Origin of the sequence: Paraburkholderia fungorum (genome assembly GCF_046027605.1) — a bacterium.
Classification (GTDB): domain Bacteria; phylum Pseudomonadota; class Gammaproteobacteria; order Burkholderiales; family Burkholderiaceae; genus Paraburkholderia; species Paraburkholderia fungorum_F.
This window is the reverse complement of record NZ_JAQQEF010000016.1, coordinates 149,775-173,853: the sequence shown is the minus strand read 5'-3', so window position 1 is coordinate 173,853 and position 24,079 is coordinate 149,775. Positions and strand designations below refer to the sequence as shown.

Here is a 24,079-nt window from a genome sequence, read left to right as displayed (position 1 = left end):
TTTTTCGTGCCGCGTCACAGCGTCGCATTGCAGCTAACGGCGCCTTTCGTGACCCATCAGCCGCTTATTTGTTCGGCTGCGGTGTCATCCGCAGATACGGGCGCAGCGCCTTATAGCCCTTCGGGAATTTCTGCTTGATGACTTCTTCGTCCTTCAACGACGGCACGATCACCACGTCATCGCCCTGCTTCCAGTTGCCGGGCGTGGCCACCGAGTGGCTGTCGGTGAGTTGAAGCGAGTCGATCACGCGCAGCACTTCGTCGAAATTGCGCCCGGTGCTGGCCGGATAGGTGATGATCAAGCGCACCTTCTTCTTCGGATCGATCACGAATAGCGACCGGACCGTGAGGGTTTCATTGGCGTTCGGGTGGATCATGTCGTACAGCTCAGCCACCTTGCGATCACCGTCAGCGAGAATCGGGAAGCCGACGTTGGCGGCCTGGGTCTCGTTGATGTCCTTGATCCATTCCTTGTGCGACTCGGCGCTGTCGACCGACAACGCGATCGTCTTCACATTGCGCTTTTCGAATTCGTCAGCCAGCTTCGCCGTCAAACCCAATTCGGTCGTGCAAACCGGCGTGAAGTCAGCGGGATGCGAGAACAGCACGCCCCAACTATCGCCCAGCCATTCATGGAAATTGATGCGGCCGACACTCGACTCCTGTTCGAAATCTGGTGCAATGTCGCCAAGACGTAGACTCATGATGCAGCTCCTTGTTGTATTCGGACATTCTGCGCGAGCATTTCGCGCGCGACGCTCTGCTCAAGCGGGCTTCGCCAAATTACAGCATACGGGAGTGACGGTACATACCGAACGAACATCGCGTCACTACTTTATGCGATTTTGTAATTTTCACCGATTTAGTGGAAACTTTGCGGGACAGATCAACTCCATCTTAAGCAACGCTACGGTAGGGTGTAGCAGATGATGGAGTTTTCAGGTCCTTACTTCAACCGGGAACGGTTCGTGCGGTTGTTCTCAACGAACCGAGCACTGCGCTCGCCAGCGGCCGTTTCTTTGGTTACGATTCACGCGTGTCGTGAGACGAAGGGGAGCTGTCAATGTCGGAAGTCAACAAGGAGAGATTGATGTCGGATATCAAAACCGTCCTCGCGGACGCTGAAGATTTGCTGAAACAGGCCGCGAGCGCCACCGGCGAGCGCGCTTCGGAACTGCGTGAAACGGCGCTCACGCGCCTGAAGCAGGCAAGGGAAAAGGCGGCTGACGTACAGGTCGTGGTGGTCGAAAAAGGCAAGAAAGCCGCACGCGCTACCGACGACTACGTGCATGAACATCCATGGGCATCCATCGGCATCGCCGCTGGCGCCGGCGTGCTGTTGGGCCTGTTGATCAACCGCAAGTAACGCTCTGGTGAACTGCCGGGCGAAGCGGGCCCGGCAGACCAGGGAATCGAGTTGACCGGCGCATGCCTGGCCGGTCCGCTTCTGTTGGCGCGCTTGTTTTCACGCGCCGGTTAGGCCTACACGCGCAACGCTCACAGCCATGACGATCGAAACACAATCGCAGCACGGCGAACATAGTCCGTTGCGCCGTATTTTTGGATCCGTGTTTGCTCTTCTGCAAACGCGGCTTGAACTGGTTGGCATCGAACTCGCCGAAGAAAAAGACCGTCTGCTCGGCGTGCTGTTTCTCGGCCTCGCGGCCATGATGCTCGCAACGATGGCCTTGATCGCATTGACGGCGCTGATCGCCATCGCGTTCTGGGACACCTACCGGTGGCAAGCGCTCGCCGGCATTACGGCGGTGTACGCAATTGCGGGAATAGCCTGTGCGCTAAAAGCGCGCAGCGGTTTGCGCAATGCGCCAATGGTGTTCGAAGCCACGATTGCCGAGTTCGAAAAAGATCGCGACGTGTTCCGCAAACCGTAATACGGCGCGCGTAACCCGGGTCATGGGCGTGCCTCAAACGCCCGCTGCCTCGGTAAGTCCTCGCAAACACTTCGACCGATTTTCAGCCTGGTTTTACTGCCCCACCTCCACTGCCGCCGACACGCCATGAGCTCAATCCATTCCGATACCGCATTCCGCAACAAGCGCCACCAGGCCAAAGATCTGAGTACGCCTCACCTGCGAGCGCTGCGCAAGGAATTGCTGCTGGTACGCGCGGATGTCGAGCGCATGGAACTCGCTCAGGCGACGATCGAATTGCGGCAGGCAGTCACGCACTTCAGCTGGCTCAAATTCATTCTGCCTGGCTTCGGCGGCATGCGCGTGGGGAGGGGCTCGAAAGCGAGTTTTGTCAACGCAGGCAGCATCGGGGCGCTCCTCAAACAATATCCGCTCATCAGTTCGATCGCTTCGCTGGTGTTGGCCAAGCCACTGCGCGCGACCATTGCAGCGGGTGCGAAGCCCGCGCTCAAATGGGGCAGCCTTGCGCTTGCCGGCTGGGAAGCGTATCGAATCTGGCAGCAGATGAAGAATGATTCCGCTGCCTCCTCTTCCGCTTCCGCTTCCGCTGCCAGAAAGGAAGAGGCGGTTGATAGCGGGTACTGAGGGGCGGTAGTACGCGCTCGCGTATCAGGTTCATCGTCTGCCATTGTTGCGCGATGTTGAACAGCGCTCCCTAGCTTGTGTTCCAGCACTCGCCATTTGCCGGCGCCATGCCGTTTGCGCTGGTTCTATTCCCTCGCAGCCCTGTCGCATCCAGGGTGAACACGCCGCAAGCGTCGTCGCGCATGGGGCCGGTTTCGGTCGGCGCTGCCTCTACCGAATAGCCGCCGTTTGCGTCGTCCGCCGGCAGCACGTGCAGCCGGTACATCGGCGTGCCGAATTGCGGCGCCTGATCCAGACCCGGCGGCAAGGTCGCGGTGCCATCGCTTGCCGCTCCCTCGACAAATTGCGCTGCCCGATAAAGGGCGGACGCCGCGTCGACTCTGTGTGTTCGCGCGACTTGGCTCCGGTACGAAGGCACTGCAAACACGAGCAGCGTGGCGGTTATCGCCAACGCGATCATCAGTTCGAGTAGCGTAAATGCGGATGTGTGCGATCTCGTCATGAACCTCCCGTCAAAAAGGGCGTGCGGCAATGCGACGCCAGTGACGCTCAATCTGTTCACCTGTGATCACAAGTTCCATCTGCAACCACACCTGCGATTCTTTCGTCCGGCCGAAGCCGCGAGCAGTCAGTAAATAGGCTCGGGCATCGGCGCGCGTGGCAAAACGCCACGCTTCGATCAAACATTGCGGCGGGCGTAACGATCCAGGCCATTGCGCGATAGGTGCGACAGCGCCGGCTTCGAACGCGCTTTCGAGCTTCCACTGCGTGGGCTCACCGGGCGGCAGCGACGCCGCTGGCGCCGGCTCGACAGTTGCCGCGGCGACCACGCTGCGCGCGCACAGGGTCAGCGCCGAATCCGCAGCATGAAATGCCTGCAAATAGTCGCGCACATTGTTGGCGCCCCGCGCCGCCGCAAGCGATGTTTCGAACCATGCCGCGGAAGTGGTCAACATCATCGCGGAAATCAGCAGGACGATCGGCAGGACGGTACCGCTGTTGTGAACGCGTGGTCTCCGAACGGTATGGATGAGACGTGCCCGATATTTTGATGGCTGCTCGCAGCGCTGCGAGCGGTCCTTGCGCACAGAGCGACCCCAGGGCGCATGCTGAGTGAGTCGTTCGAGACGGCGCTGCGTATTCACTACGCTTGGGTCTTCTGGCTGGCGCTGTGTATTCAATGCACTTAGATGTTCCGGCCGGCGCTGTGTATTCGACAAGTCTGGGCACTCCGGCTGGGCGATGTGCTCTCCGCGTCTGTCCACTGTCGCAGCATGACTATCGGGATTTCGCCGACCCCATTCCACACAGTTCGTTATATTCCAAGGTCCGTCTGTCACAAGGAATCCTCCGCGTGATTGCGTATCGCCACCCGCCGCCAGAAAACCTGCCGCGCTCGCATGTCAGTTCCCACAGCACTGACGCCCTCGCAATCGGCATAGCGCGTGCTCCGTCCTTGCGGGGCCCCGCGAACGAGCACACAAAGATCGACGGCGACGACCCTTGCCCATTGATCAGCCGTTATCGCCGACGCGTCTATTGCACTCAGCCCGCCGGCTAGCCAGTACTTGAGTCGCACACGTTCGACGCCTTCGACCAGCGGTTGAGCGGACCCCGTCTTGCCATTGCCCTCGCAGTAAAGTTCCGGCTCGCCCGTCGACCCGCTGACCCTCGCGAAGTATCGATTGACAACCAACACGCCCTGCCCGCCGAGTGCTGCATCGTTGTTCGTTACGGCCTGGCCGAGGCAGTCCGTTGATTGGCCGGTCGCCGACGGCCACGTCGAGACGTTGTCACCGACGTAACGCACCGCGATACCGTCAGAATGGCTCGGCAATACCTCGCAGGCAAGGCTCTTGTCCGCACCGGTCGGGCGACCGCCTGAACAACCAAACAACGGCGGCGAACTAGTGAACCCCACGACGTCCGCAGGCACGAAGCCGGCCATTTGAAGTTGCTGGCCCATCAGCGTAAGTGCGGTCAGGCCAGCTTCGCGGATCCGCATTGCGTCATTCGAACGCTCAAACACCTTACGCTGCGTTGTATAAAGCGAGACCGCACCGGCGGTCACTACCAGCCCCAACGCAATTGCGATCACGAACTCGACGAGCGTATGGCCACGCGCGATATGGATACGTTGCGTCATTTTGCGAACGCCAGTGCAACGCATGAGGCGCCGGCGGGAACATCCGCACCACCGCACGACTCGGGCTTGTCGATGACATCGTCGGCGCGCGGCATGTCGCGCAGGGCCCTCCACGTGACGCTTGCGGTGGACACGCCGCTGCGTTCCGTTACCGAAGCCTCGCCGTGCGGCAGCAAGGCCATTGCACGCGCGCTCCATTGTCTGATGGCAGCGTCGCCGGCCGGGGGCTCGCGCATCGCTTCGGCGACGGAATCGGCTATCCATGCAGCGTGCTCGCGCATCGCCATCGCACGGGCTTCGCGCGCGGTCCACAATTGGCCGGCGACCAACCCGAGCGCTGTCACTGCCATCAGGGCAACGGCCAGCATCACTTCGATCAGCGAACTGCCTCCGTGCCTTGCGCTGGGCCTTGTTGAGCGACTTGCCGGGCATTTTCGCGGCTGCGGATGCGATGGACGTGGGCTCACGATGCTGCTCCACACGCGCCCTCGACAATCCGCGCCCGCCCGCCCGCGGCGATGTGGATGCAGCGCCGCCACTTGTCGCCCTGGGTCGCTTTCGACGGCACGCGTGGTGCGATATCGAAGCTGCGAAAGGTGCCGATCAACTGCCCCGCCGGCGGCGTAAACGTGAGATTCGTCTGTGTTCCAGTGACACTGACTGCTGCCAGTAGAGGATGCGCGCGCAGTAGCGAGAGCGCGCCACCGCGCTCGGCCAGGACTGCCCAGCCGCACGACCAGTCCGTCACCCCGTTGCCGCACGCTTGTCCCGCTGCAAGACAATGCCGTGCCGCATCGATTCGGCATACCGTGACGCGAGCACCGCGGCGCATTGCTTCACTGCGCGCATAGGCGAGCGTTGAGGCAAGCGCTTTCGCGCGTGCGTCGACCTGGTCCCGCAGGTGCCATGCAACGAACGACGGCGTCGCCATCACCGCGATTATCGCCAGCAGCGCGACGACGGCCAATGTTTCGACAAGCGTAAAGCCGCGGTGCGGCCGCAAATAGACTGCTTCCCATTTCATCTGCATACCTGATCGTTTCAAAGAATGCAGCCAATCTAGCGATTCGCAAACGGGTCGACAATCGGCCGAACGGCCAGGTGGCACTCAGACGCTATCCCGCGCAAAAATGCACGCGTGACGAACCATAACGGGAGCGGAGATGCGGATGCGCGAACCGATGCAGAAGAGAACAGAACCTGGAGCTGGAGCTGGAGCTGGAGCTGGAGCGCAGCTTCAGGCGCAACGGCAATCAGCGCTTGCGGGGCGGCTTGGGAGGAGAAGAGGCGCGACGGAATTCTTCGATCACGTCCTCGAATTCGGAGACGTCTTCGAAGCGCCGGTAGACAGAGGCGAAACGCACATAGGCAATGGTATCGAGCGCACGCAGCTCGTTCATCACGAGTTCGCCGAGCCGCTCGCTGCGCACCTCGCGCTCGCCGCTGCCGAGCAGTTGATACTCGATGCGAGCGACCGCCGCGTCGATCGCGTCAGCTGCCACCGGGCGCTTGCGCAGCGCCAGTTGCATGCTCGCAACGATCTTGCGGCGATCGAATTCCGTGCGGCTGCCGTCCTTCTTGACGACCGACGGCAACGCCAGCTCAACCCGCTCATACGTCGTAAAACGTTTGTCGCAGGCCGGGCAGCGGCGGCGCCGGCGTATCGTCGCGCCGTCTTCGGATACGCGAGAATCCACAACTTGCGTATCGGCGTGACGGCAGAAGGGGCAATGCATGGCGGCTTAGCGGTAAACCGGGAAGCGCTGGGTCAACTCGGCGACCTGCGCGCGCACACGTTCGATCGTGGCGGCGTCTTCCGGGTTGTCCAGCACGTCGGCGATCAGGTTGCCCACCTGCTCCGCTTCCTTGACGCCGAAACCACGCGTGGTCATGGCCGGCGAGCCAAGACGCACACCGCTCGTGACGAACGGCTTTTCCGGGTCGTTCGGGATTGCGTTCTTGTTGACCGTGATATGCGCCGCGCCGAGCGCAGCTTCCGCTGCCTTGCCGGTGATCTTCTTGGCCCGCAAGTCGACCAGCATCACATGGCTTTCCGTACGGCCCGAGACGATGCGCAGGCCACGCTTGACGAGCGTTTCAGCCAGCACGCGCGCGTTCTCGACGACTTGCTGCTGATACGTCTTGAACTCCGGCGACAGAGCTTCCTTGAACGCGACTGCCTTGCCGGCGATCACGTGCATCAGCGGACCACCCTGAATGCCCGGGAAAATGGCCGAGTTGATTTGCTTTTCGAACTCGGCTTTCATCAGGATCACGCCGCCGCGCGGGCCGCGCAGGCTCTTATGCGTGGTGGTGGTGACAAAATCGGCGTGCGGCACCGGGTTCGGATAGACGCCCGCGGCGACGAGGCCGGCGTAGTGCGCCATGTCGACCATGAAATACGCACCCACCGACTTCGCGATCTTCGACATCCGTTCGAAGTCGATGCGCAGCGAGAACGCAGACGCGCCGGCCACGATCAGCTTCGGCTTGTGTTCCTGTGCGAGCTTTTCAGCCGCGTCGTAGTCGATATCTTCGGCTTCGTTCAGGCCATAGCTCACCACGTTGAACCACTTGCCCGACATGTTGACCGGCGAGCCGTGAGTCAGGTGACCGCCGTGCGCGAGGCTCATGCCCATGATCGTGTCGCCCGGCTTGAGCATGGCGAAGAACACGCCCTGGTTCGCCTGCGAGCCGGAGTTCGGCTGCACGTTGGCGGCTTCGGCGCCGAACAGTTGCTTCACGCGGTCGATCGCCAGTTGCTCGGCAACGTCGACATATTCGCAGCCGCCGTAGTAGCGCTTGCCCGGATACCCTTCGGCGTATTTGTTGGTGAGTTGCGAGCCTTGCGCAGCCATCACGGCCGGGCTCGTGTAGTTTTCCGACGCGATCAGTTCGATGTGCTCTTCCTGACGGCGGTTTTCCTGCTCGATGACCTTCCAGAGTTCAGGATCGACGTTGGCGATGGTGCTTTGGGCTCTGTCAAACATACGGATTCCGTTGAGTGTGTTCAGGTTGACCGGATCGCGCGCCGAATCTTGCGTAGAGGGTACGCAGCGCTGCTGGCGGCTGAGCCAGCCCTGACGTGGCGGATGGAGAGTCGCCGCACACGCGAGGCAGGACAGCCACCGACAGCGCAGATCAATGCGCGCGGATCACGGCTGCCCAGGCGAACGGCAAAACGGCACCCTGCGCTTCACGGTGGGTTGTTCCACCTTGAATCCGATTGCTTGAACCGGTTCTATCGCCAGTCACGCAGGGATGAGCGCGTTAGTTTATTGGAAGAGGATCGAATAGGCAACCGGCTTCCCGCCGGGCCGGCGGGCGCTCCTCAGGCCGGCTACGGCAGCGCCGCAAAAGGCGTCCAAACATCTGATGAAAACGCGCCCGCAACCCGCTCCGCATCCTTGCCGCGGCCACTTGTACGCCTGGTTCATCCTTGCCGCAGCGCCGCATTGGAAGTAGGCTTGGGACCTTTCTCCTCTACCAGCCAGGGAACTGCAATGATCGTGTTCGTCACCGGAGCGTCCGCGGGATTCGGCGCCGCTATCGCTCGCGCCTTCGTCAAGGGCGGCCATCGGGTCGTCGCCACCGCGCGCCGCAAAGACCGCCTGCAGGCACTCGCCGACGAACTCGGCGACGCCCTCCTGCCGTTTGAGCTCGACGTGCGTGACCGCGCCGCCGTCGAAGCCGTGCCGGCCTCGCTGCCCGCCGATTTCGCCGCGCTCGACGTGCTCGTCAATAACGCCGGCCTCGCGCTCGGCATCGAGCCGGCGCAAAAGGCGAATCTGGACGAATGGAACACCATGATCGACACCAACTGCACGGGCCTCGTGCAGGTCACGCATGCGCTTCTGCCCGGAATGGTGGAGCGTAACCGAGGGCATATTTTCAATCTGGGGTCGGCGGCCGGCAGCTGGCCGTACGCGGGCGGCAACGTATATGGCGCCACCAAGGCGTTCGTACGTCAGTTCAGCCTGAATCTGCGCGCCGATCTGGCCGGCACAGCCTTGCGCGTGACCGACATCGAGCCAGGCCTGTGCGGCGGCACCGAGTTCTCGAACGTGCGCTTTCGCGGGAACGACGAAAAAGCGGCCAAAATGTATGAGAACGTCCAACCGCTGACGCCCGAGGATATCGCCGACTCGATCTACTGGATCGCCACCCGGCCTGCGCACGTCAACGTCAACACGATCGAGCTGATGCCGGTGGCCCAATCCTTCTCCGCTTTGTCGGTTCATCGCGGTTGAAATTCCGGCTGAAATCCGGCTGAAATCCGGCTGAAATTCCGGCTCAGGCAAGCCAGGCGGGGCGCACATCTTGAAACAGACCTCGGGGTATGCGTTCCGGTAAAATGCGCGGCATGAATCTGTCGACCATCCAGACCGGTACGGAAATCGGCTTCACGTGGCCAATCCGCGTGTACTACGAAGATACCGACGCCGGCGGCATCGTGTTTTACGCGAATTACCTGAAGTTTTTCGAGCGGGCGCGCACCGAATGGCTGCGCGCATGCGGCGTCGACCAGAACCGGCTCGCCGACCAGGCGGGCGCCATTTTCATCGTGCGCAGCACCGCAGTCGATTATCGGGCGCCGGCTCGCCTCGACGATGTCGTCAAGGTAGTGAGCCGAATCGAGCGTCTTGGCCGCGCTTCCGTCGATTTTGCACAAGAAGCGTGGCGTGACGGCACGTTGCTTGCTACCGGTTCCATCCGGGTCGGCTGTGTCGACCGCATTGCGCTGCGTCCGGCCGCGATTCCTCCGCCGGTTCTCGCCGCGTTGCGGCGCGGGCCGAACGCGAACGACGGCGGCGTGTCAACGAACAACGACTGAACCCCGTTGTTACGGGGCCAGTGAACTCGTAACGATCAAGCAACACAAAGCATGGTTCGGCTTGCAATATCGCCGATGCTTCCGTTTTGCTCACGGCAAGCTTCGAGTGGCCTTGCAGCCGGACGCCCCCTTCCGGGACGTTAAAACGAACCTTTATGAACACTACACAAGATCTGTCGATCGTTTCTCTCGTACTCAATGCGAGCCTGCTGGCGCAGGCCGTCATGGCGCTGCTGCTTCTGCTGTCGCTGTTGTCGTGGACTTTCATCTTCCGCAAGTGGTTTGCGATCCGCCGGGCACGCGCGCAAACTGAACGCTTCGAACGCGATTTCTGGTCGGGCGGCGACCTGCAGGCGCTGTATCAGAGCGCCGCCAACAACCGCCACACGATCGGCGCACTGGAACGGATTTTCGAATCCGGCATGCGCGAATTTCTGAAGGGCAAGGAAAAGCGCCTGAACGATTCCGGCGCGATTCTCGACGGCGCGCGCCGTGCCATGCGCGCCGCGTTCCAGCGTGAAATGGACGTGCTCGAAGCAAATCTGGCGTTTCTCGCGTCGGTCGGTTCGGTCAGCCCGTATATCGGTCTGTTCGGCACGGTGTGGGGGATCATGAATGCGTTCCGCGGCCTCGCCAACGTGCAGCAGGCAACGCTTGCGAACGTCGCGCCGGGCATTGCGGAAGCGCTGACCGCCACCGCAATCGGCCTGTTCGCCGCAATTCCGGCCGTGGTTGCCTACAACCGCTACGCGCACGACATCGACCGTCTGGCGATCCGCTTCGAGACCTTCATCGAAGAGTTCTCGAACATCTTGCAGCGCCAGGCACAGTAAGGAGTCCACGATGGCAGGCTCTTCCTCCAGCATGCGCGGTTCCCGTCAGCGCCGCGCGATGGCCGACATCAACGTCGTGCCGTACATCGACGTGATGCTCGTGTTGCTCGTGATCTTCATGGTGACCGCGCCGCTCGTCGCCCCGTCGATCGTCAATCTGCCGACCGTGGGCGGCGCCGCGCCGCAGCAGCAAACTCCGCCCGTGATCGTGAACATCCGTGCGGACGGCAATATGAGCGTCAAATACAAGGACGATTCCGGCGCGCAGCAACAGGAAAACATGAGCAAGGCCGATCTGCACGGGTTCATCGCCGACCGCGCGCAGTCACACCCTGATCAGCCTGTCGTGATCGCCGCCGACAAGACCGTGAAGTACGAAGTCGTGATGAACGTGATGTCCGAACTGAAAGCTCAGGGCGTCAAGCGCGTTGGATTGCTCGTCAAATCACAATGATCCGCAAGAATTCCGAATACCCGCTTCAGCCGCCGCGTGAACGCGGCACCTGGCGAGCCTTTGTGTTCGCCCTGGTCATGCACGCGCTGCTGGGGTTCTTCCTGTATCACGGCATTCAATGGCAGAACAGCACGCCAGCAGGAGCGGAGGCAGAACTGTGGACCGAAGTGCCGGATTCAGCGATTCCGCGCCCACCTCCGCCGCCGCCGGTTCCCGTCGCCCCTGCTCCGCCGCTGCCGGACGAACAGGCCGACATCGCGCTGCAGGAAAAGAAACGCCAGCAACAGGAAGCGGCCCGTCAGGCGCAACTGGCCGAGCAGCAGCGTCAGCAGAAGCTGCAAGCCCAGCAGGAGGCCGAGGCGAAGCGTCAGCAGCAACTGGCGGCTGATCAGGCAGCCCAACTGGCCGCGCAAAAAGCAGCGGCGCTCAAGCAGAAACAGTTGCAGCAACAGCAACAGCAGCAGCAGCAGCAGCAGGCCGACAAGCTGAAACAGCAGCAATTGGCCGACCAGCAAAAGCAGCAGCAGTTGAAGGAACAGCAGCAGGAGCAGCAGAAACAGGCCGAGGCTGACGCGCAGAAGAAGGCCGACGCGCAGAAAGCAGCGAAGGCCAAGGCGCAAGCCGATGCTGCAGCACAAGCAAAGAAGCTGGACGCGGAGCGTCGTGCGCGGCTTGCCCAGCTGCAAGGTTCGGCGGGCGCCGAAGGGTCGACCGGCAATGGGCTTGCGAAGAGCGGCACGGGTAGTGGTTCGGGTGGCACGGCGACATCGCCGGGCTACGCGGACAAGGTGCGTCGCGTGGTGCGTCCGAACATCTCGTGGGGCGGCGAAACGGATGGTCTGGAAACGGTCATCTCCGTGCGCTGCTCGCCGACGGGCACACTGCTGGATGCGCAGATCGCGCGCAGCAGCGGCAATTCCGCGTGGGACGATGCGGCACTGCGGGCGGTCCAGCGTTCGAATCCGATGCCTCAGGATATCGACGGGAAAACGCCCACCAGCTTCAAGATTACGTTGCGCCCTGCAGGGTGATTGCAACAGTTTGACAGTCAGTTGACTGCAGACGCAGCGCCCCGCCCAGCGTGGCGCGCCCGGGAACGAATTAGTGGTTTGCGGGTCTGTCTGCTGTCGTGAAGTGTTAGTAAAACCGTTTTTGGGGAAACCATACAGCATGAGTTTGATGACCAAGCTAGGCCTGCGGACACTTGTAGCGTCGTGCCTGATCGCCGTCGGCGGCGCCGCCAACGCACAACTCAACGTCCTCGTGACAGGCGTCGGGTCCACCCAGTTTCCGATCGCAACGGCGAACTTCGCCAATGAAGCGAATTCGCCGCAGCAGGTCAGCACGATCGTGCGTCAGGATTTGCAACGCAGTGGCAAATTCACCAATATCGACGCGGGCAGCACGCCAGTCTCCGAAACGGATTCCGTCGACCTCGGCAGCTGGAAGGCCAAGGGCGCCAACGCATTCGTATCGGGCAGCGTGAACCGTCTGCCGAACGGCCAGTATGAAGTGCGCTTCAAGCTGTACGACACCGTCAAGGGCGAAAGCCTCGGCGGCCTCGTACTCGTGAGCCCGGAAAGCGGCTTGCGCATGAGTGCGCACAAGGTCGCGGACTACATCTACGCGAAACTGATGGGCGGCCGCGGCGTATTCGCCACGCGCCTGTCGTATGTGATCAAGACGGGCGGCCGTTATCAGTTGCAGATTTCCGATTCGGACGGCCAGGACGCGCACATCGCGCTGTCGAGCCCCGAGCCGATCATCTCGCCGGCATGGTCGCCTGACGGCACCAAGGTCGCTTACGTTTCGTTCGAAAAGAAAAAGCCGATCGTCTATATCCACGACCTGCCTACGGGCCGTCGCGTGGTCGTATCGGACCAGAAGGGTAACAACAGCGCGCCGGCCTGGTCGCCGGATGGGCGCACGCTGGCCGTCGCGCTCTCGCGCACCGGCAACACGCAGATCTTCGCCGTCAATGCGGACGGCAGCGGTCTGCGGCGCCTCACGCAAGGCAGCTCGATCGACACTGAACCGTGCTTCTCTCCTGACGGTCAGTCGATCTATTTCACCAGCGACCGTGGCGGCCAACCGCAGATCTACAAAATGTCGGCCCAGGGCGAGAACGCCGGCGCCGCACAACGCGTGACCTTCACGGGCAGCTACAACACCAGCCCGCGGGTGAGCCCGGATGGCAAGCAGCTCGCCTATATCTCGCGCGTCGGCGGCGGGTTCAAGCTGTACATTCAGGACCTGCAAGGCAATACAGCCACGGGCCTGACGGACACCACACATGACGAATCGCCGAGCTTCGCGGCGAACGGTCAGTACATTCTTTACGCCACACAGGTGAACGGCCGTGGCGTGTTGGCCGCAGTATCGACCGACGGTCGCACTCGGCAGGTCCTGTCCGTTCAGGGCGGCAGCGTACGCGAGCCGTCCTGGGGCCCATTTATGCAATAACGTTCATGCAATAACACAAGGAGAGTTACCAAATGATTTCAAAACTTCGTTTCGTATTTGCCGTACTGATGGTTGGTTTGCTGGCCGCGTGTCACTCGGGCGTCAAGCTCGACGAAAACGCTAACAAGGGCGGCGCTGTTTCGACGCAACCGAACCCGACCGATGTCGCTCAGGTCAACGTCGATCCGCTGAACGATCCGAACAGCCCGCTTGCCAAGCGCAGCATCTACTTCGACTTCGACAGCTACTCGGTCAAGGACGACTACCAATCGCTGCTGCAACAACACGCGCAATACCTGAAGAGCCATCCGCAACGTCACGTCCTGATCCAGGGCAATACCGACGAACGCGGCACCAGCGAGTACAACCTGGCACTCGGCCAGAAGCGTGCTGAAGCTGTGCGCCGTTCGCTGTCGCTGATGGGCGTGACGGACTCGCAAATGGAAGCCGTGAGCCTCGGCAAGGAAAAGCCGCAAGCCGACGGTCATGATGAATCGTCGTGGGCACAGAACCGCCGCGCCGACCTCGTGTACCAACAGTAAGTAACGGGTGATGAGCCGAATGACGCATCGTTTCTCCTGGCTGCGGTTTGCCGCAGCGGCCTGCGTCGCAGGCACGGCCTTCGCGGCTGTGCCCGCGCACGCGGGTATGTTCGACGACGATCAGGCCCGTCAGGCCATTCTCGATCTGCGTTCGAAGACCGATAGCCTGTCGAGCCAACTGTCGGCCGCACAGCGCACGATCCTCGATCAGTCCAATCGCCTCGATCAGCTGAATCAGCAGGTCGCGACGTTGCGTGGGCAGAACGAAGATATGGGCAACCAGCTCACCACGCTGCAAAAGCAGCAGAAGGACTACTACACGGATCTGGACACGCGGCTGAAGAAATTCGAACCGCAGCAACAGACCGTGGACGGCGTCCAGGGCGAGGTACAGCCGGGTGAAACCGATTCGTTCAATGCGGCCTCACAGCAATTCCGCAGCGGCGACTTCAAGAATGCGGCGGTGTCGTTCCGCACGTTCATCTCCAAGTATCCGAACAGCCCTTACCAGCCAACCGCGCAATACTGGCTCGGCAACGCGCTGTATGCGCTGCGTGATTACAAGGGCTCGACGGCGACCTGGCAAGGTGTGGTGAAGAACTACCCGCAGCATCCGCGTGCACCGGAAGCGCTGCTCGCGATTGCGAACAATCAGCTCGAGCAAGGTCAGAAGGCTGCGGCCAAGAAGACGCTGGAGCAGATCGTCGCGCAGTACAGCGGCTCGGACGTCGCGCAGTCGGCTCAGAGCAAGCTGTCGCAGATCAAGTAGTCGTATAAGCTTTAGCAGTTGGTGTCACGCGCAGTGGCCACGCAGTTCTCATCGTGGCTCGAACCGCGGCTCAAACCGCGGCTCCAACATTAAGCAGCCACGCGCGCCTCTCGCTGGAAAGCCCTGGGTAGCAATACCCCGGGCTTTTCACTATCTGAAGTAGGGATAGCCCGGCTTATCACCATGGGTTGACAGCCCACAGGTGCTATCGCTATAATCTCGCTTCTCTTTTGGGTCGTTAGCTCAGCTGGTAGAGCAGCGGACTTTTAATCCGTTGGTCACAGGTTCGAATCCCGTACGGCCTACCAAAAGATTCAAGGGCTTGCACGCGTCAGCGTCGCAAGCCCTTTTCTTTTTCTGGCCCTCGCGCCGCCCTCTTCGCTCGATCCCCCAAATAGTTCGACACCCCACAGACCGCCCCCGTCTTGCGCAAGCATGATCGCTTCACGACGCCATAAGAGCGCCGCAAAAAAGACCACAAAACAGGGCTGCCAGGGGAGACACGATCCCGCTGCCCAACCCGCCCAGGGGGGCGCCCATGAACACTGCAAAAGTAATCTGGGTAGTAGGTTTGGCGATCTCAATCGAAACGGCGCACGCTCAGGAAATATTTCTGGAGGGCGGAACGCTCGGTGTCGGCATTGGCGCGGCACTGAACGTCACGTCCTGGTTCGGCGTGCACGCGGACTTCAACGCGATCACTTTTTCGCATGACTTTACGGTGGGCGGAAATCGTTATGCCGACGACGTGAAGCTTCGCCAGGGAGGCATCTACGGCGATCTGTTCCCGTGGTCGAACAGCGGCTTTCGCATCACCGCCGGCCTTCGCTTCACAGACGACGAAGTAAGCGGCCAATCCGTTCCCACGAACGGCAGCTACATATTCAAAGGCCAGAGAACGCCGGCCTTTCCGGGCGAGTATGCGACCGCCACCGTCAAGTACCCGACCGTCATGCCTTATCTGGGCGTGGGCTATGGCTTGCGACCCGCGGCCAAGGGATTTGGCCTGGTGGTCGATCTCGGCGTCGCTTACGGCATACCGCGCTCGTCCTATACATTGTCACCGGCCCTGGCTCAGGCCGCGGGTCCTGCCATGAGCCAGGAGATCGCCACGACGGGCTTGCAACAACTGAGGGACAAAGCCTCGCCCTATCGATGGTATCCGACGCTGCAAATTGGTCTTTCGTACCACTTCTGATCAGCAGGCAAAGTGCCGGCAAACGCTGGCGCACAAGCGACTCGCGCAGGCTCGTTGCGACGGCATCGGCATCGCTTTGGACGTGAGGCATCGACGGAATCAGATCGATATCGCCTCGATCTTGTGCATGGACGCGAAAGTTTCTCACAGCGCAAGTCATCATGACCCACACAACCATGAGGGCCCTCTTACATCACGTCTCTTCAATACGGAATCAATACAACGGACTCCGAACATTGACATTTATTGAGACGTAAAGACGTGCAATGATCGCCGCCGATTCTGCGCATCACGCTGCAATGCTGCGTGAGCAGACGCTTTGGCAACGCCGCAAATCTCTGCGCTTTCATTCCGTCAACATGACTAATTTTCTGTTCGACCTCGTCGCGAACCTTGCCTTGCTGGCTATCGTGCTGTTCGCGTGTCATCTGTGCAACCGGCTTGTGCCCGGCGCCACGCTCAATGGCGTGCACATTTTCGTTGCACTAGCTTCGACCGCCCTACTGCTCGACGCGGCGTTGACCTTTCTCGTGTTCGCCGACGCACAGAACCGCTACGGCAAGTTCAGCGAGTCGAGCGCATTCTTCGAACGCGCTAGCACGTATCTGCTGGCCGCCATTGCCGCATTGGCGTGGCGGTACGCCACACGTCGCACGCGTGCCGCCAAACCGGACAACAGCACGCTAGTCATTCCCACGTCACCGTATTCCGAATCACATCTGCCGATGTAACCGCACGCGGCCCATTTTCCCCTGTCACGCATTGCGCATCATCGCCAGGAACGGACCTTGCGTATGGGCGGCCGGTCGCCTATAACTTCCGAAGACCGAGAGTTACCGTTTGCGCCCGTTATCGGGCATTTGCCGCTGTATTGCACTACCGCCGTTCAATCAGTCGAAGGCAACTTACCCAACGAGGAACATCTTGGATCTCGAAACCGTACGCGTGTTCATCATGACCCGAGGCATCGACCTCGGCACCAAGGTACTCGGCGCGATCGTGTTGTGGATCGTCGGCCGTTGGGTCATTGGCCTGATCACCGGCTTGCTTCGCAAACTGCTGTCGAAAAACGGCCGCGTCGATCCAACACTCGCGCATTACCTCGGTTCGATCCTCGGTGCATTGCTGAATCTGCTGCTCATCCTCGCGATCCTGCAGGTGTTCGGCGTCCAGACTACCTCGTTCGCCGCATTGCTCGCCGGTCTCGGTCTCGCGATCGGCACTGCGTGGGGCGGCCTGCTCGCCCACTTCGCGGCGGGCATCTTCATGCAGGTGCTACGGCCGTTCAAGGTGGGCGATTTTGTCACTGCCGGCGGTGTGACCGGCACGGTCTCCGAGCTGGGACTGTTCGGCACGACCATCGTGACGCCGGACAACGTGACAACCATCGTCGGCAACAACAAGATCTTCTCCGACACGATCTCGAACTACAGCATACTGCCGGTACGGCGTGTCGAATTGACAGCGAAGATCGCCAACGGCGTCGACCCTACGGATGCAATGAACCGGCTGAAGGCGGCCGTCACGCAGATTCCGAACGTGGCCGAAAGCCCCGCGCCGGATATCGAATTGCTGAGCTTCACGCCGGAGGGACCGTTGTTATGCGTGCGGCCCTATACGAACAATGAGCATTATTGGCAAGTCTACTTCGACACCAATCGCGCGATCGTTCAGACCTTCAAGGAAGCCGGCTATCCGACACCGGAAACGCCGCTTGCGCCGCGCGCGGTGACGTGAACGCGACCGAAGCTTAGGCCCATGACTGACCAGGGTCATGGCTCGCCAGGTTGACAGGTTGGCTCACAACTTCCGCGATCCGGCTCAGCGGAATCAGGACCGCGAAATGAAAACGGCGGCGCGAGATTCGCGACGCCGTTTGTTCGTCTGCTCCATGCAACGTAAAGCGTCAGCGGGTGCCCGCCTTGGACGCGTTCTTGCGCGTCATCTTCCATAACGCGCCTAACACAACCGGTACCACGGCCGCGCCGATACCCACCAGCACAATTACATTCAGATACTGCCGGATGAACGGAATGTTGCCGAAGAAGTAGCCGAGCAACACCAGCAGCAACACCCACAACAGCGCACCGAGGATGTTGAAAAGCTGGAATCGGCTCACCGTCATCTCCGACGCACCGGCAACGAACGGCGCGAAGGTACGCACCACCGGAATGAAACGCGCCAGCACGATGGTCTTGCCGCCATGCTTTTCATAGAAGTTGTGGGTCTTCTGCAGCGCGGCGCGGTCGAGGAAGCGCTCAAGAAAAGGAATATGCGAATTGAACACCCGTGGCCCGATGGCCCGCCCGATCATGTAATTGACCGTGTTGCCGGCGACCGCCGCAACGAGCAACAGCAAGATCAGGAGACCGAGATTCATTTCACCGCTCGCGCAAAAGGCGCCGCCGATGAACAGCAGGGAATCGCCCGGAAGAAACGGCAGGACGACCAGCCCGGTTTCGCAGAACACGATCAGAAACAGGACCGCGTAGACCCAGGTGCCGTACACGTGAATGAAGTCACCCAGGAACTTGTCGATGTGCAAGACAAGGTTGACGAAGTGTAGCAACGTGTCCAAAAAGCGTCCTTTATTGAGCGAATGTGAGCGTGGCGGGAGTGGCCGCGTTAGCAGCCTTGCAGGCGACGGCCGGCGAGTTCGTACTCGCCGCCGGAAATTGACCGAGTCATGATACCGAAAGTGCCCGGGCACGATTAAAAATCTGGCGTGCGCGAACATTATTCCGGCGTCATGCGACGCTTCCGCCGTCCGACCGTCGCCGGCCGCAAGCGTGCGCCGATCCATTGCATCGCCCTACATCGAGCCGGCTCGCGCCGAATCGCTATAATTTCGCCATGTCAGAATTCTCCGAAACGCCTGCCGGCACCGCCGACGCCGCCGCGGTTTCCGCCGCCGCGCCCGTCCCACGCCCGTTGCGGGCGATCCAGCCCCTTCCCGACCAGCTGATCAGCCAGATTGCCGCCGGAGAAGTGGTCGAGCGGCCGGCCTCAGTGGTCAAGGAATTGCTGGAGAATGCGCTCGACGCCGGCGCGCAGACACTGCGTATCCTGCTCGACGAAGGCGGCGTCAAACGCATTTCGATCACCGACGACGGTTGCGGCATCCCCGAAAACGAACTCGCGCTCGCACTGATGCGACACGCGACCAGCAAGATTCGCTCGCTGGCCGAACTGGAAGCGGTCGCAACGCTCGGGTTTCGCGGTGAGGCGCTGGCGTCGATTGCGTCGGTCGCACAGATGAGCATCACGAGCCGCACCGCCGAGGCGCCGCATGCCGTGCGCGTCGATGCGCAAACCGGTGTGCTCAGTCCCGCCGCCGGCACCCAGGGCACCACGATCGAAGTCCGCGAGCTGTACTTCAACACGCCCGCGCGCCGCAAATTCCTGAAAAGCGAGCAGACCGAACTCGGTCACTGCCTTGAACAGATTCGCCGCGCCGCGTTGGCACGGCCGGATGTGGCGATTTCGGTCCTGCATAACGGCAAGGCGGTCGAACACTGGAACGCCAGCGAGCCGCCTGCGCGAGTCGCGAAGATTCTGGGCGAAACCTTTGCGACGGCTCATTTGCCGCTCGACGAATCCGCCGGACCGCTCGCCGTCTACGGTTGCGCGGGTCTGCCGACCGCGAGCCGCGGGCGCGCCGATCAGCAGTATTTCTTCGTCAATGGCCGGTTCGTGCGCGACAAGCTGCTCACGCACGCGGTGCGCGCCGCTTACGAAGACGTGCTGCACGGCGACCGCTATCCGTCCTACGTGCTGTTTCTCGATCTGCCGCCAGAAGCGGTCGACGTGAACGTGCACCCGTCGAAAATCGAAGTGCGGTTTCGCGATTCACGTTCGATTCACCAGTTCGTGTTTCACGCCGTGCAGCGCGCGCTGGCGCGGCACGCGGGCGCGTCGCCGGAAACGACCGCCGGCGGCCATGCCGCGCATCTGCAAGCATCGGCAGGTGGGCCGGCCTCGTTCGGCGCTACGCCGCTGGGTGGTGCGGGCGGCAGCTTTGGCATTGGCGCGAATGGAGCCGCGGGCGCAGGCGGCCTCGGTAGCGGGATGAGTAGCGGATTCGGATCCTCGCAGCCCGGCAATACGTGGATGCGCCAGGCGCGTATGACGCAAGGCACGCTGCCGGTTGCCCAACCGCTCGCCTTCTACGACGCCCTCTTCGGCCGTAGAGACACCAACACCGGCACAGTCGAAGGCGCGACGCTCTTCGAAGCGCGCGACTCGGCCGCCGAGGCGCCCTCGCCATACAACACCTCCGCACCCTACGCGTCGCCCGTTTTCAATGCGACCGATGAGCAACCGCTCGGCTTCGCCCTCGGCCAGATTCACGGCATCTATGTGCTCGCGCAGAACGCGCATGGACTCGTGATTGTCGATATGCATGCCGCGCACGAGCGCATCCTGTATGAGCAGTTCAAGAACGCCCTGTCCGATCGCACGATTGCCGTGCAGCCGCTCCTGATCCCGCAGACCATGCAGGCCGATCCGGTCGAAATCGGCACGGTCGAAGAAGAGCGCGACACGCTCGACGCACTCGGTTTCGACCTCGCCGTGCTGTCGCCCACCACGCTTGCGATCCGCGCCGTGCCGGCGTTGCTGAAAGACGCCGATCTGCAGGCGCTGGCTCGCGCGGTCCTTTCCGACCTGCATGCGTTCGGCGGCTCACGTGTGTTGACCGAGCGTCAGCACGAACTGCTCGGCACGCTCGCGTGCCATCACGCGGTGCGCGCGAACCGGCGTTTGACGCTCGATGAGATGAACGCGCTGCTGCGCCAGATGGAAGCGACCGAGCGCGCCGACCAGTGCAACCACGGCCGTCCGACGTGGTACCAGTTGACGCTGTCCGATCTCGATCGGCTGTTCATGCGTGGGCAATGATGATGCACCTGATTACGGTTCTTCAGCGCGCGCCGTTTTGCCTATGACCTCACCGACGTCCACGCCGATCCCTTGCCTGCTGGGCCCGACCGCATCCGGCAAGACCGCTGCCGCGCTGGCATTGGCCGCCCGGCGGCCGGTGGAAATCATCAGCGTCGATTCGGCGTTGGTGTATCGCGAGATGGACATCGGCACGGCCAAGCCGACGCCCGAAGAGCGCGCGGTGGCGCCGCATCATCTGATCGACATCGTCGATCCGGCGGACGCATACTCGGCCGCGGAATTTCGTAGCGACGCGTTGCGCCTGATCGGCGAGATCAGCGCACGCGGGCGGCTGCCGTTATTGGTCGGCGGGACGATGCTGTATTACAAGGCCCTCACGCAAGGCCTGAACGACCTGCCCGCCGCCAATGCCGACACGCGCGCAGCGCTCGATACCGACGCCGCACGCGACGGCTGGCCAGCTCTGCATGCGCGGCTTGCCGCTGTCGACCCTGTTACGGCCGCGCGCCTCGCGCCGAACGATTCGCAGCGGATTCAGCGGGCGCTCGAAGTGTTCATGCTGACCGGACAAGCGATGTCCGCGTTGCTGGCCGCGCCCGCTCGCGTCGATAGCGCTGCGCAAGCCTGGCGCTTCGTGCCGATTGCGCTTGAGCCATCCGAGCGGAGCGTGCTGCATGGACGCATCGAAAAGCGCTTCGATGCGATGCTGGCTGAAGGCTTCATCGACGAAGTGGTGAAATTGCGCGAGCGCGGGGATTTGTTGCCCGAGATGCCGTCCATGCGCTGCGTGGGATACCGGCAGGTCTGGGAATATCTCGATGGGGCGGTCGACTATTCGACCATGCGGGACAAGGGGGTCTTTGCCACCCGGCAATTGTGCAAGCGGCAGCTCACGTGGCTGCGCGGCATGACAGAGCGCGTTGTGGTTGATTGCTGCGATCCCGGCGCGACTGCGCAGGTGGTCGGCTTGATTGAAGAATTGATTTGAGGTGTTCGCCCGCGCGGCGTTTTCTTTCTGTACACCGCGCAGGCAAAGCAGCCGTTGTTTAAGCTGGCTGCTCAGGCTGGTCGTTTAAGCTGTTCTGTTTAAACCACAACCGTCTGAGCTTCACCGGCCGCGCTTTCGCGAATCACGCCGATTTTCCAGACCTGCTCGCCGGCAGCCGACAACAGCCCGATCGCCGCATCGGCATCAGCGGCAGACACAACCACTGCCATCCCGATCCCGCAATTGAACACGCGGTGCATTTCCGCATCCGCCACGCCGCCGTGCTTCTGCAGCCACGCGAACAGCGGCGGCATCGGCCAGCCGCGATGATCGAGTTCAGCCGTCAGACCTTCACGCAAAACGCGCGGAATGTTTTCGACGAGGCCGCCGCCCGTGATGTGCGCCATGCCCTTCACAGCGATCTGCTGCATCAATGCCAGCAAGGGCTTCACGTAAATATGCGTAGGCGCCATCAACGCATCGGCCAGCGAGCGGCCATCGAAGTCCGCATTCAGATCAGGCTGCGCACGCTCGATGATCTTGCGCACCAGCGAGAAACCATTCGAATGGATGCCGCTGGAAGCCAAACCCAGCACCACATCGCCCGGGGCGATCGTGCTGCCGTCGATAATCTTGCTCTTTTCCACCGCGCCGACCGCAAAGCCGGCGAGATCGTATTCACCGTCCGGATACATGCCCGGCATTTCAGCCGTCTCGCCGCCGATCAACGCGCAACCCGCCAGTTCGCAACCCTGCGCGATCCCCTTCACGACCGTGGCCGCAGTACTGACGTCCAACTTGCCGCAAGCGAAATAATCGAGGAAAAACAGCGGCTCGGCGCCTTGCACCAGAATGTCGTTGACGCTCATTGCGACCAGATCCTGGCCGACCGTGTCATGCTTGTTCAGTTGAAACGCGAGGCGCAGCTTGGTGCCGACCCCATCCGTGCCCGACACCAGCACCGGCTCCTTGTATTTCTTCGGCACTTCAAACAGCGCGCCAAACCCGCCGATGCCGCCCAGCACGCCGTCGCGCATCGTCTTTTTGGCAAAGGGCTTGATCGCGTCGACAAGGGCGTCGCCCGCGTCGATGTCCACGCCGGCGTCGCGATACGACAAACCTTGGGCCGAATCAGTTGAATTCGGGGCGGATTTCGGTTGATTCATGGGGAAGAGCTCGAAGGTCGGTAAAATGCGATTTTACCCGATGCCGACCAGAGTTGGCGCTTCAGCGCTTACTCTGGTCCCATACAGAGTTGCCGGCCGGCTGGCTGGAATTTGAATCATCCTGAATGATCCGGTCGCGACGAGACCAGGGAAACAACTTTGCAACAGAACTCCTCGATCCTGACCCCTGTGCAGCGCCGCGCCTTTACCTGGCTGGCGATCGCGCTGGGCGTCGGCATTCTGCTCTGGCTCCTGAGCCCGGTGCTGACGCCGTTCCTGCTGGGCGCGATTCTCGCGTACATTCTGCAACCGGGCGTCGCGTGGATGGTGCGTCGGCGTGTGCCACGCGCACTGGCCGCCTTGCTGATGATGCTGCTGTTCTCGCTGCTAATAACGCTGCTCGTGCTGCTGGTGCTGGCCGTGATCCAGAAAGAGGGCCCGCAACTCAGGCAACAGGTGCCGGTGTTTTTCACCCATGTCAGCGGCTGGCTGCACCCCAAGCTCGCGCTGCTGGGTCTCGCTGATTCGCTCGATTTCGCCAGCATCCGCGATCTCGTGATGGGCCAGCTGGAAGGCAGCGCGCAGACCGTGGCGGCGTATGCATGGGCCTACATTCGCACCAGCGGCAACGTGATGATGACGGTGGTCGGCAATGCCGTGCTGGTGCCGCTCGTGCTGTTCTATCTGCTGTACGACTGGAACCGCATGCTCACCCGCGTGCAGAGCGTGGTGCCGCGCCGCTGGCTCGACAAGACGCTGCAGCTCGCGCGCGACATGGACCAGATGCTGTCGCAATACCTGCGCGGCCAGCTGCTCGTGATGGGCGTGCTGGCGGTCTACTATGCGCTTGCGCTGACCGTCGCCGGCTTTGAAATCGCGCTGCCGGTGGGTATTTTCACGGGCCTTGCTGTGTTCATCCCGTACATTGGGTTTGCCACCGGTCTCGCGCTGGCGCTGCTCGCGGCACTGCTGCAGTTCGGCGACTGGTACGGCTTCGGCGCGGTCGCGCTGATTTACGGCGTCGGCCAGATCGTCGAGAGCTTTTATCTCACGCCGCGCCTCGTCGGCGAACGGATCGGACTGCACCCCCTCGCGGTCATCTTCGCGTTGCTCGCGTTCGGTCAGCTGTTCGGCTTTTTCGGTGTGTTGCTGGCGCTGCCGGTCAGCGCGATTCTCTCGGTGGCGATGCGCGAGTTGCGCCAAAGCTATCTGGCGAGCACGCTTTACAACAATTGACCGCTCATCGGACCGCTCATCGAATTTTTACGG

The 24,079-nt window shown here is 61.7% G+C and carries 27 protein-coding genes, 1 tRNA gene and 1 riboswitch; of the genes, 18 read left to right on the top strand and 10 right to left on the bottom strand.

Features of this window, described 5'->3' with window-relative positions:
• Nucleotides 1-64: 64 nt before the first annotated feature.
• Complete coding sequence (locus tag PQR53_RS25065) at nucleotides 65-703, bottom strand: peroxiredoxin (protein ID WP_408459880.1); 639 nt, start codon at nucleotides 701-703, stop codon at nucleotides 65-67.
• A gap of 359 nt (nucleotides 704-1,062) precedes the next feature.
• On the opposite strand from PQR53_RS25065, the gene PQR53_RS25060 reads away from it, so the two are divergent.
• The 3 genes from PQR53_RS25060 to PQR53_RS25050 all read left to right on the top strand — a co-directional run bounded on the left by PQR53_RS25060 (nucleotide 1,063) and on the right by PQR53_RS25050 (nucleotide 2,515).
• The gene (locus tag PQR53_RS25060; RefSeq protein ID WP_091796641.1) at nucleotides 1,063-1,365 is read left to right on the top strand and encodes an ElaB/YgaM/YqjD family protein; all 303 of its coding nucleotides are present in this window, start codon (nucleotides 1,063-1,065) and stop codon (nucleotides 1,363-1,365) included.
• A gap of 139 nt (nucleotides 1,366-1,504) precedes the next feature.
• Entirely contained in the window at nucleotides 1,505-1,891 is a 387-nt protein-coding gene (locus PQR53_RS25055) for a phage holin family protein (protein ID WP_179736340.1), read from the top strand.
• 126 nt (nucleotides 1,892-2,017) lie between these two features.
• Complete coding sequence (locus tag PQR53_RS25050) at nucleotides 2,018-2,515, top strand: DUF3318 domain-containing protein (protein ID WP_408459877.1); 498 nt, start codon at nucleotides 2,018-2,020, stop codon at nucleotides 2,513-2,515.
• A 70-nt stretch (nucleotides 2,516-2,585) separates the two neighbouring features.
• Here PQR53_RS25050 and PQR53_RS25045 read toward each other — a convergent pair whose 3' ends face one another.
• From PQR53_RS25045 to glyA, 7 genes are all read right to left on the bottom strand, one after another.
• Nucleotides 2,586-3,017: a type IV pilin protein gene (locus PQR53_RS25045; protein WP_408459875.1), complete on the bottom strand. Its 432-nt coding sequence runs from the start codon at nucleotides 3,015-3,017 to the stop codon at nucleotides 2,586-2,588.
• Between the two features lie 10 nt (nucleotides 3,018-3,027).
• Nucleotides 3,028-3,474: a pilus assembly PilX family protein gene (locus PQR53_RS25040; protein ID WP_408459872.1), complete on the bottom strand. Its 447-nt coding sequence runs from the start codon at nucleotides 3,472-3,474 to the stop codon at nucleotides 3,028-3,030.
• Between the two features lie 377 nt (nucleotides 3,475-3,851).
• A complete protein-coding gene (locus PQR53_RS25035; protein ID WP_408459869.1) occupies nucleotides 3,852-4,661 on the bottom strand; it encodes a PilW family protein in 810 nt (269 codons plus the stop codon).
• Nucleotides 4,658-5,029 carry a hypothetical protein gene (locus tag PQR53_RS25030; RefSeq protein ID WP_408459866.1) on the bottom strand — a complete coding sequence of 124 codons (372 nt, stop codon included), beginning with the start codon at nucleotides 5,027-5,029 and terminating at the stop codon, nucleotides 4,658-4,660. Before PQR53_RS25030 ends, PQR53_RS25035 begins: the two co-directional genes overlap by 4 nt.
• Nucleotides 5,030-5,124: 95 nt before the next feature.
• Nucleotides 5,125-5,691, bottom strand: a complete 567-nt coding sequence (locus PQR53_RS25025; RefSeq protein WP_408459863.1) for a GspH/FimT family pseudopilin — start codon at nucleotides 5,689-5,691, stop codon at nucleotides 5,125-5,127.
• A gap of 223 nt (nucleotides 5,692-5,914) precedes the next feature.
• The gene (gene nrdR / locus PQR53_RS25020) at nucleotides 5,915-6,397 is read right to left on the bottom strand and encodes a transcriptional regulator NrdR (RefSeq protein ID WP_091796645.1); all 483 of its coding nucleotides are present in this window, start codon (nucleotides 6,395-6,397) and stop codon (nucleotides 5,915-5,917) included.
• A 6-nt stretch (nucleotides 6,398-6,403) separates the two neighbouring features.
• Entirely contained in the window at nucleotides 6,404-7,651 is a 1,248-nt protein-coding gene (gene glyA / locus PQR53_RS25015) for a serine hydroxymethyltransferase (protein ID WP_408459860.1), read from the bottom strand.
• A 166-nt stretch (nucleotides 7,652-7,817) separates the two neighbouring features.
• A riboswitch (ZMP/ZTP riboswitch) is annotated at nucleotides 7,818-7,926 on the bottom strand.
• A 238-nt stretch (nucleotides 7,927-8,164) separates the two neighbouring features.
• Between glyA and ydfG the strand changes: the two genes are divergently transcribed.
• The 12 genes from ydfG to PQR53_RS24955 all read left to right on the top strand — a co-directional run bounded on the left by ydfG (nucleotide 8,165) and on the right by PQR53_RS24955 (nucleotide 17,491).
• Nucleotides 8,165-8,911, top strand: coding sequence for a bifunctional NADP-dependent 3-hydroxy acid dehydrogenase/3-hydroxypropionate dehydrogenase YdfG (ydfG, locus tag PQR53_RS25010; RefSeq protein WP_408459857.1), 747 nt, complete (start codon nucleotides 8,165-8,167; stop codon nucleotides 8,909-8,911).
• Between the two features lie 104 nt (nucleotides 8,912-9,015).
• Nucleotides 9,016-9,495: a tol-pal system-associated acyl-CoA thioesterase gene (ybgC, locus tag PQR53_RS25005; protein ID WP_408459929.1), complete on the top strand. Its 480-nt coding sequence runs from the start codon at nucleotides 9,016-9,018 to the stop codon at nucleotides 9,493-9,495.
• Between the two features lie 155 nt (nucleotides 9,496-9,650).
• A complete protein-coding gene (gene tolQ / locus PQR53_RS25000) occupies nucleotides 9,651-10,328 on the top strand; it encodes a protein TolQ (protein ID WP_012431821.1) in 678 nt (225 codons plus the stop codon).
• 10 nt (nucleotides 10,329-10,338) lie between these two features.
• On the top strand, nucleotides 10,339-10,782 hold the full coding sequence (gene tolR / locus PQR53_RS24995) for a protein TolR (RefSeq protein ID WP_323043750.1): 444 nt from the start codon (nucleotides 10,339-10,341) through the stop codon (nucleotides 10,780-10,782).
• Entirely contained in the window at nucleotides 10,779-11,813 is a 1,035-nt protein-coding gene (gene tolA / locus PQR53_RS24990) for a cell envelope integrity protein TolA (protein ID WP_408459853.1), read from the top strand. Before tolR ends, tolA begins: the two co-directional genes overlap by 4 nt.
• Before the next feature lie 139 nt (nucleotides 11,814-11,952).
• Complete coding sequence (gene tolB / locus PQR53_RS24985) at nucleotides 11,953-13,245, top strand: Tol-Pal system beta propeller repeat protein TolB (RefSeq protein WP_169486215.1); 1,293 nt, start codon at nucleotides 11,953-11,955, stop codon at nucleotides 13,243-13,245.
• Nucleotides 13,246-13,277: 32 nt separating this feature from the next.
• Nucleotides 13,278-13,787: a peptidoglycan-associated lipoprotein Pal gene (gene pal, locus PQR53_RS24980; RefSeq protein WP_408459850.1), complete on the top strand. Its 510-nt coding sequence runs from the start codon at nucleotides 13,278-13,280 to the stop codon at nucleotides 13,785-13,787.
• Between the two features lie 19 nt (nucleotides 13,788-13,806).
• Nucleotides 13,807-14,556, top strand: a complete 750-nt coding sequence (ybgF, locus tag PQR53_RS24975) for a tol-pal system protein YbgF (RefSeq protein WP_408459847.1) — start codon at nucleotides 13,807-13,809, stop codon at nucleotides 14,554-14,556.
• A 232-nt stretch (nucleotides 14,557-14,788) separates the two neighbouring features.
• A tRNA-Lys gene (locus PQR53_RS24970) sits at nucleotides 14,789-14,864 on the top strand.
• 230 nt (nucleotides 14,865-15,094) lie between these two features.
• Entirely contained in the window at nucleotides 15,095-15,754 is a 660-nt protein-coding gene (locus tag PQR53_RS24965; protein ID WP_408459844.1) for a hypothetical protein, read from the top strand.
• Nucleotides 15,755-16,020: 266 nt separating this feature from the next.
• On the top strand, nucleotides 16,021-16,485 hold the full coding sequence (locus PQR53_RS24960; RefSeq protein WP_408459841.1) for a hypothetical protein: 465 nt from the start codon (nucleotides 16,021-16,023) through the stop codon (nucleotides 16,483-16,485).
• Between the two features lie 193 nt (nucleotides 16,486-16,678).
• Nucleotides 16,679-17,491: a mechanosensitive ion channel family protein gene (locus tag PQR53_RS24955; RefSeq protein WP_408459838.1), complete on the top strand. Its 813-nt coding sequence runs from the start codon at nucleotides 16,679-16,681 to the stop codon at nucleotides 17,489-17,491.
• A 169-nt stretch (nucleotides 17,492-17,660) separates the two neighbouring features.
• Here the strand turns inward: PQR53_RS24955 and PQR53_RS24950 are convergent, their stop codons facing one another.
• Nucleotides 17,661-18,332, bottom strand: a complete 672-nt coding sequence (locus PQR53_RS24950; protein WP_408459835.1) for a DedA family protein — start codon at nucleotides 18,330-18,332, stop codon at nucleotides 17,661-17,663.
• A gap of 275 nt (nucleotides 18,333-18,607) precedes the next feature.
• On the opposite strand from PQR53_RS24950, the gene mutL reads away from it, so the two are divergent.
• Together mutL and miaA are read left to right on the top strand one after the other, a co-directional pair.
• Complete coding sequence (mutL, locus tag PQR53_RS24945) at nucleotides 18,608-20,653, top strand: DNA mismatch repair endonuclease MutL (protein ID WP_408459832.1); 2,046 nt, start codon at nucleotides 18,608-18,610, stop codon at nucleotides 20,651-20,653.
• A 43-nt stretch (nucleotides 20,654-20,696) separates the two neighbouring features.
• Nucleotides 20,697-21,644, top strand: a complete 948-nt coding sequence (gene miaA, locus PQR53_RS24940) for a tRNA (adenosine(37)-N6)-dimethylallyltransferase MiaA (RefSeq protein ID WP_408459830.1) — start codon at nucleotides 20,697-20,699, stop codon at nucleotides 21,642-21,644.
• Between the two features lie 98 nt (nucleotides 21,645-21,742).
• On the opposite strand, the gene purM is transcribed toward miaA, so the two are convergent.
• Nucleotides 21,743-22,810 (bottom strand): phosphoribosylformylglycinamidine cyclo-ligase, encoded by a 1,068-nt coding sequence (gene purM / locus PQR53_RS24935; RefSeq protein ID WP_408459828.1) that lies wholly within the window; start codon nucleotides 22,808-22,810, stop codon nucleotides 21,743-21,745.
• Between the two features lie 159 nt (nucleotides 22,811-22,969).
• Between purM and PQR53_RS24930 the strand changes: the two genes are divergently transcribed.
• Nucleotides 22,970-24,046 (top strand): AI-2E family transporter, encoded by a 1,077-nt coding sequence (locus tag PQR53_RS24930; RefSeq protein WP_408459825.1) that lies wholly within the window; start codon nucleotides 22,970-22,972, stop codon nucleotides 24,044-24,046.
• Nucleotides 24,047-24,079: the final 33 nt, after the last annotated feature.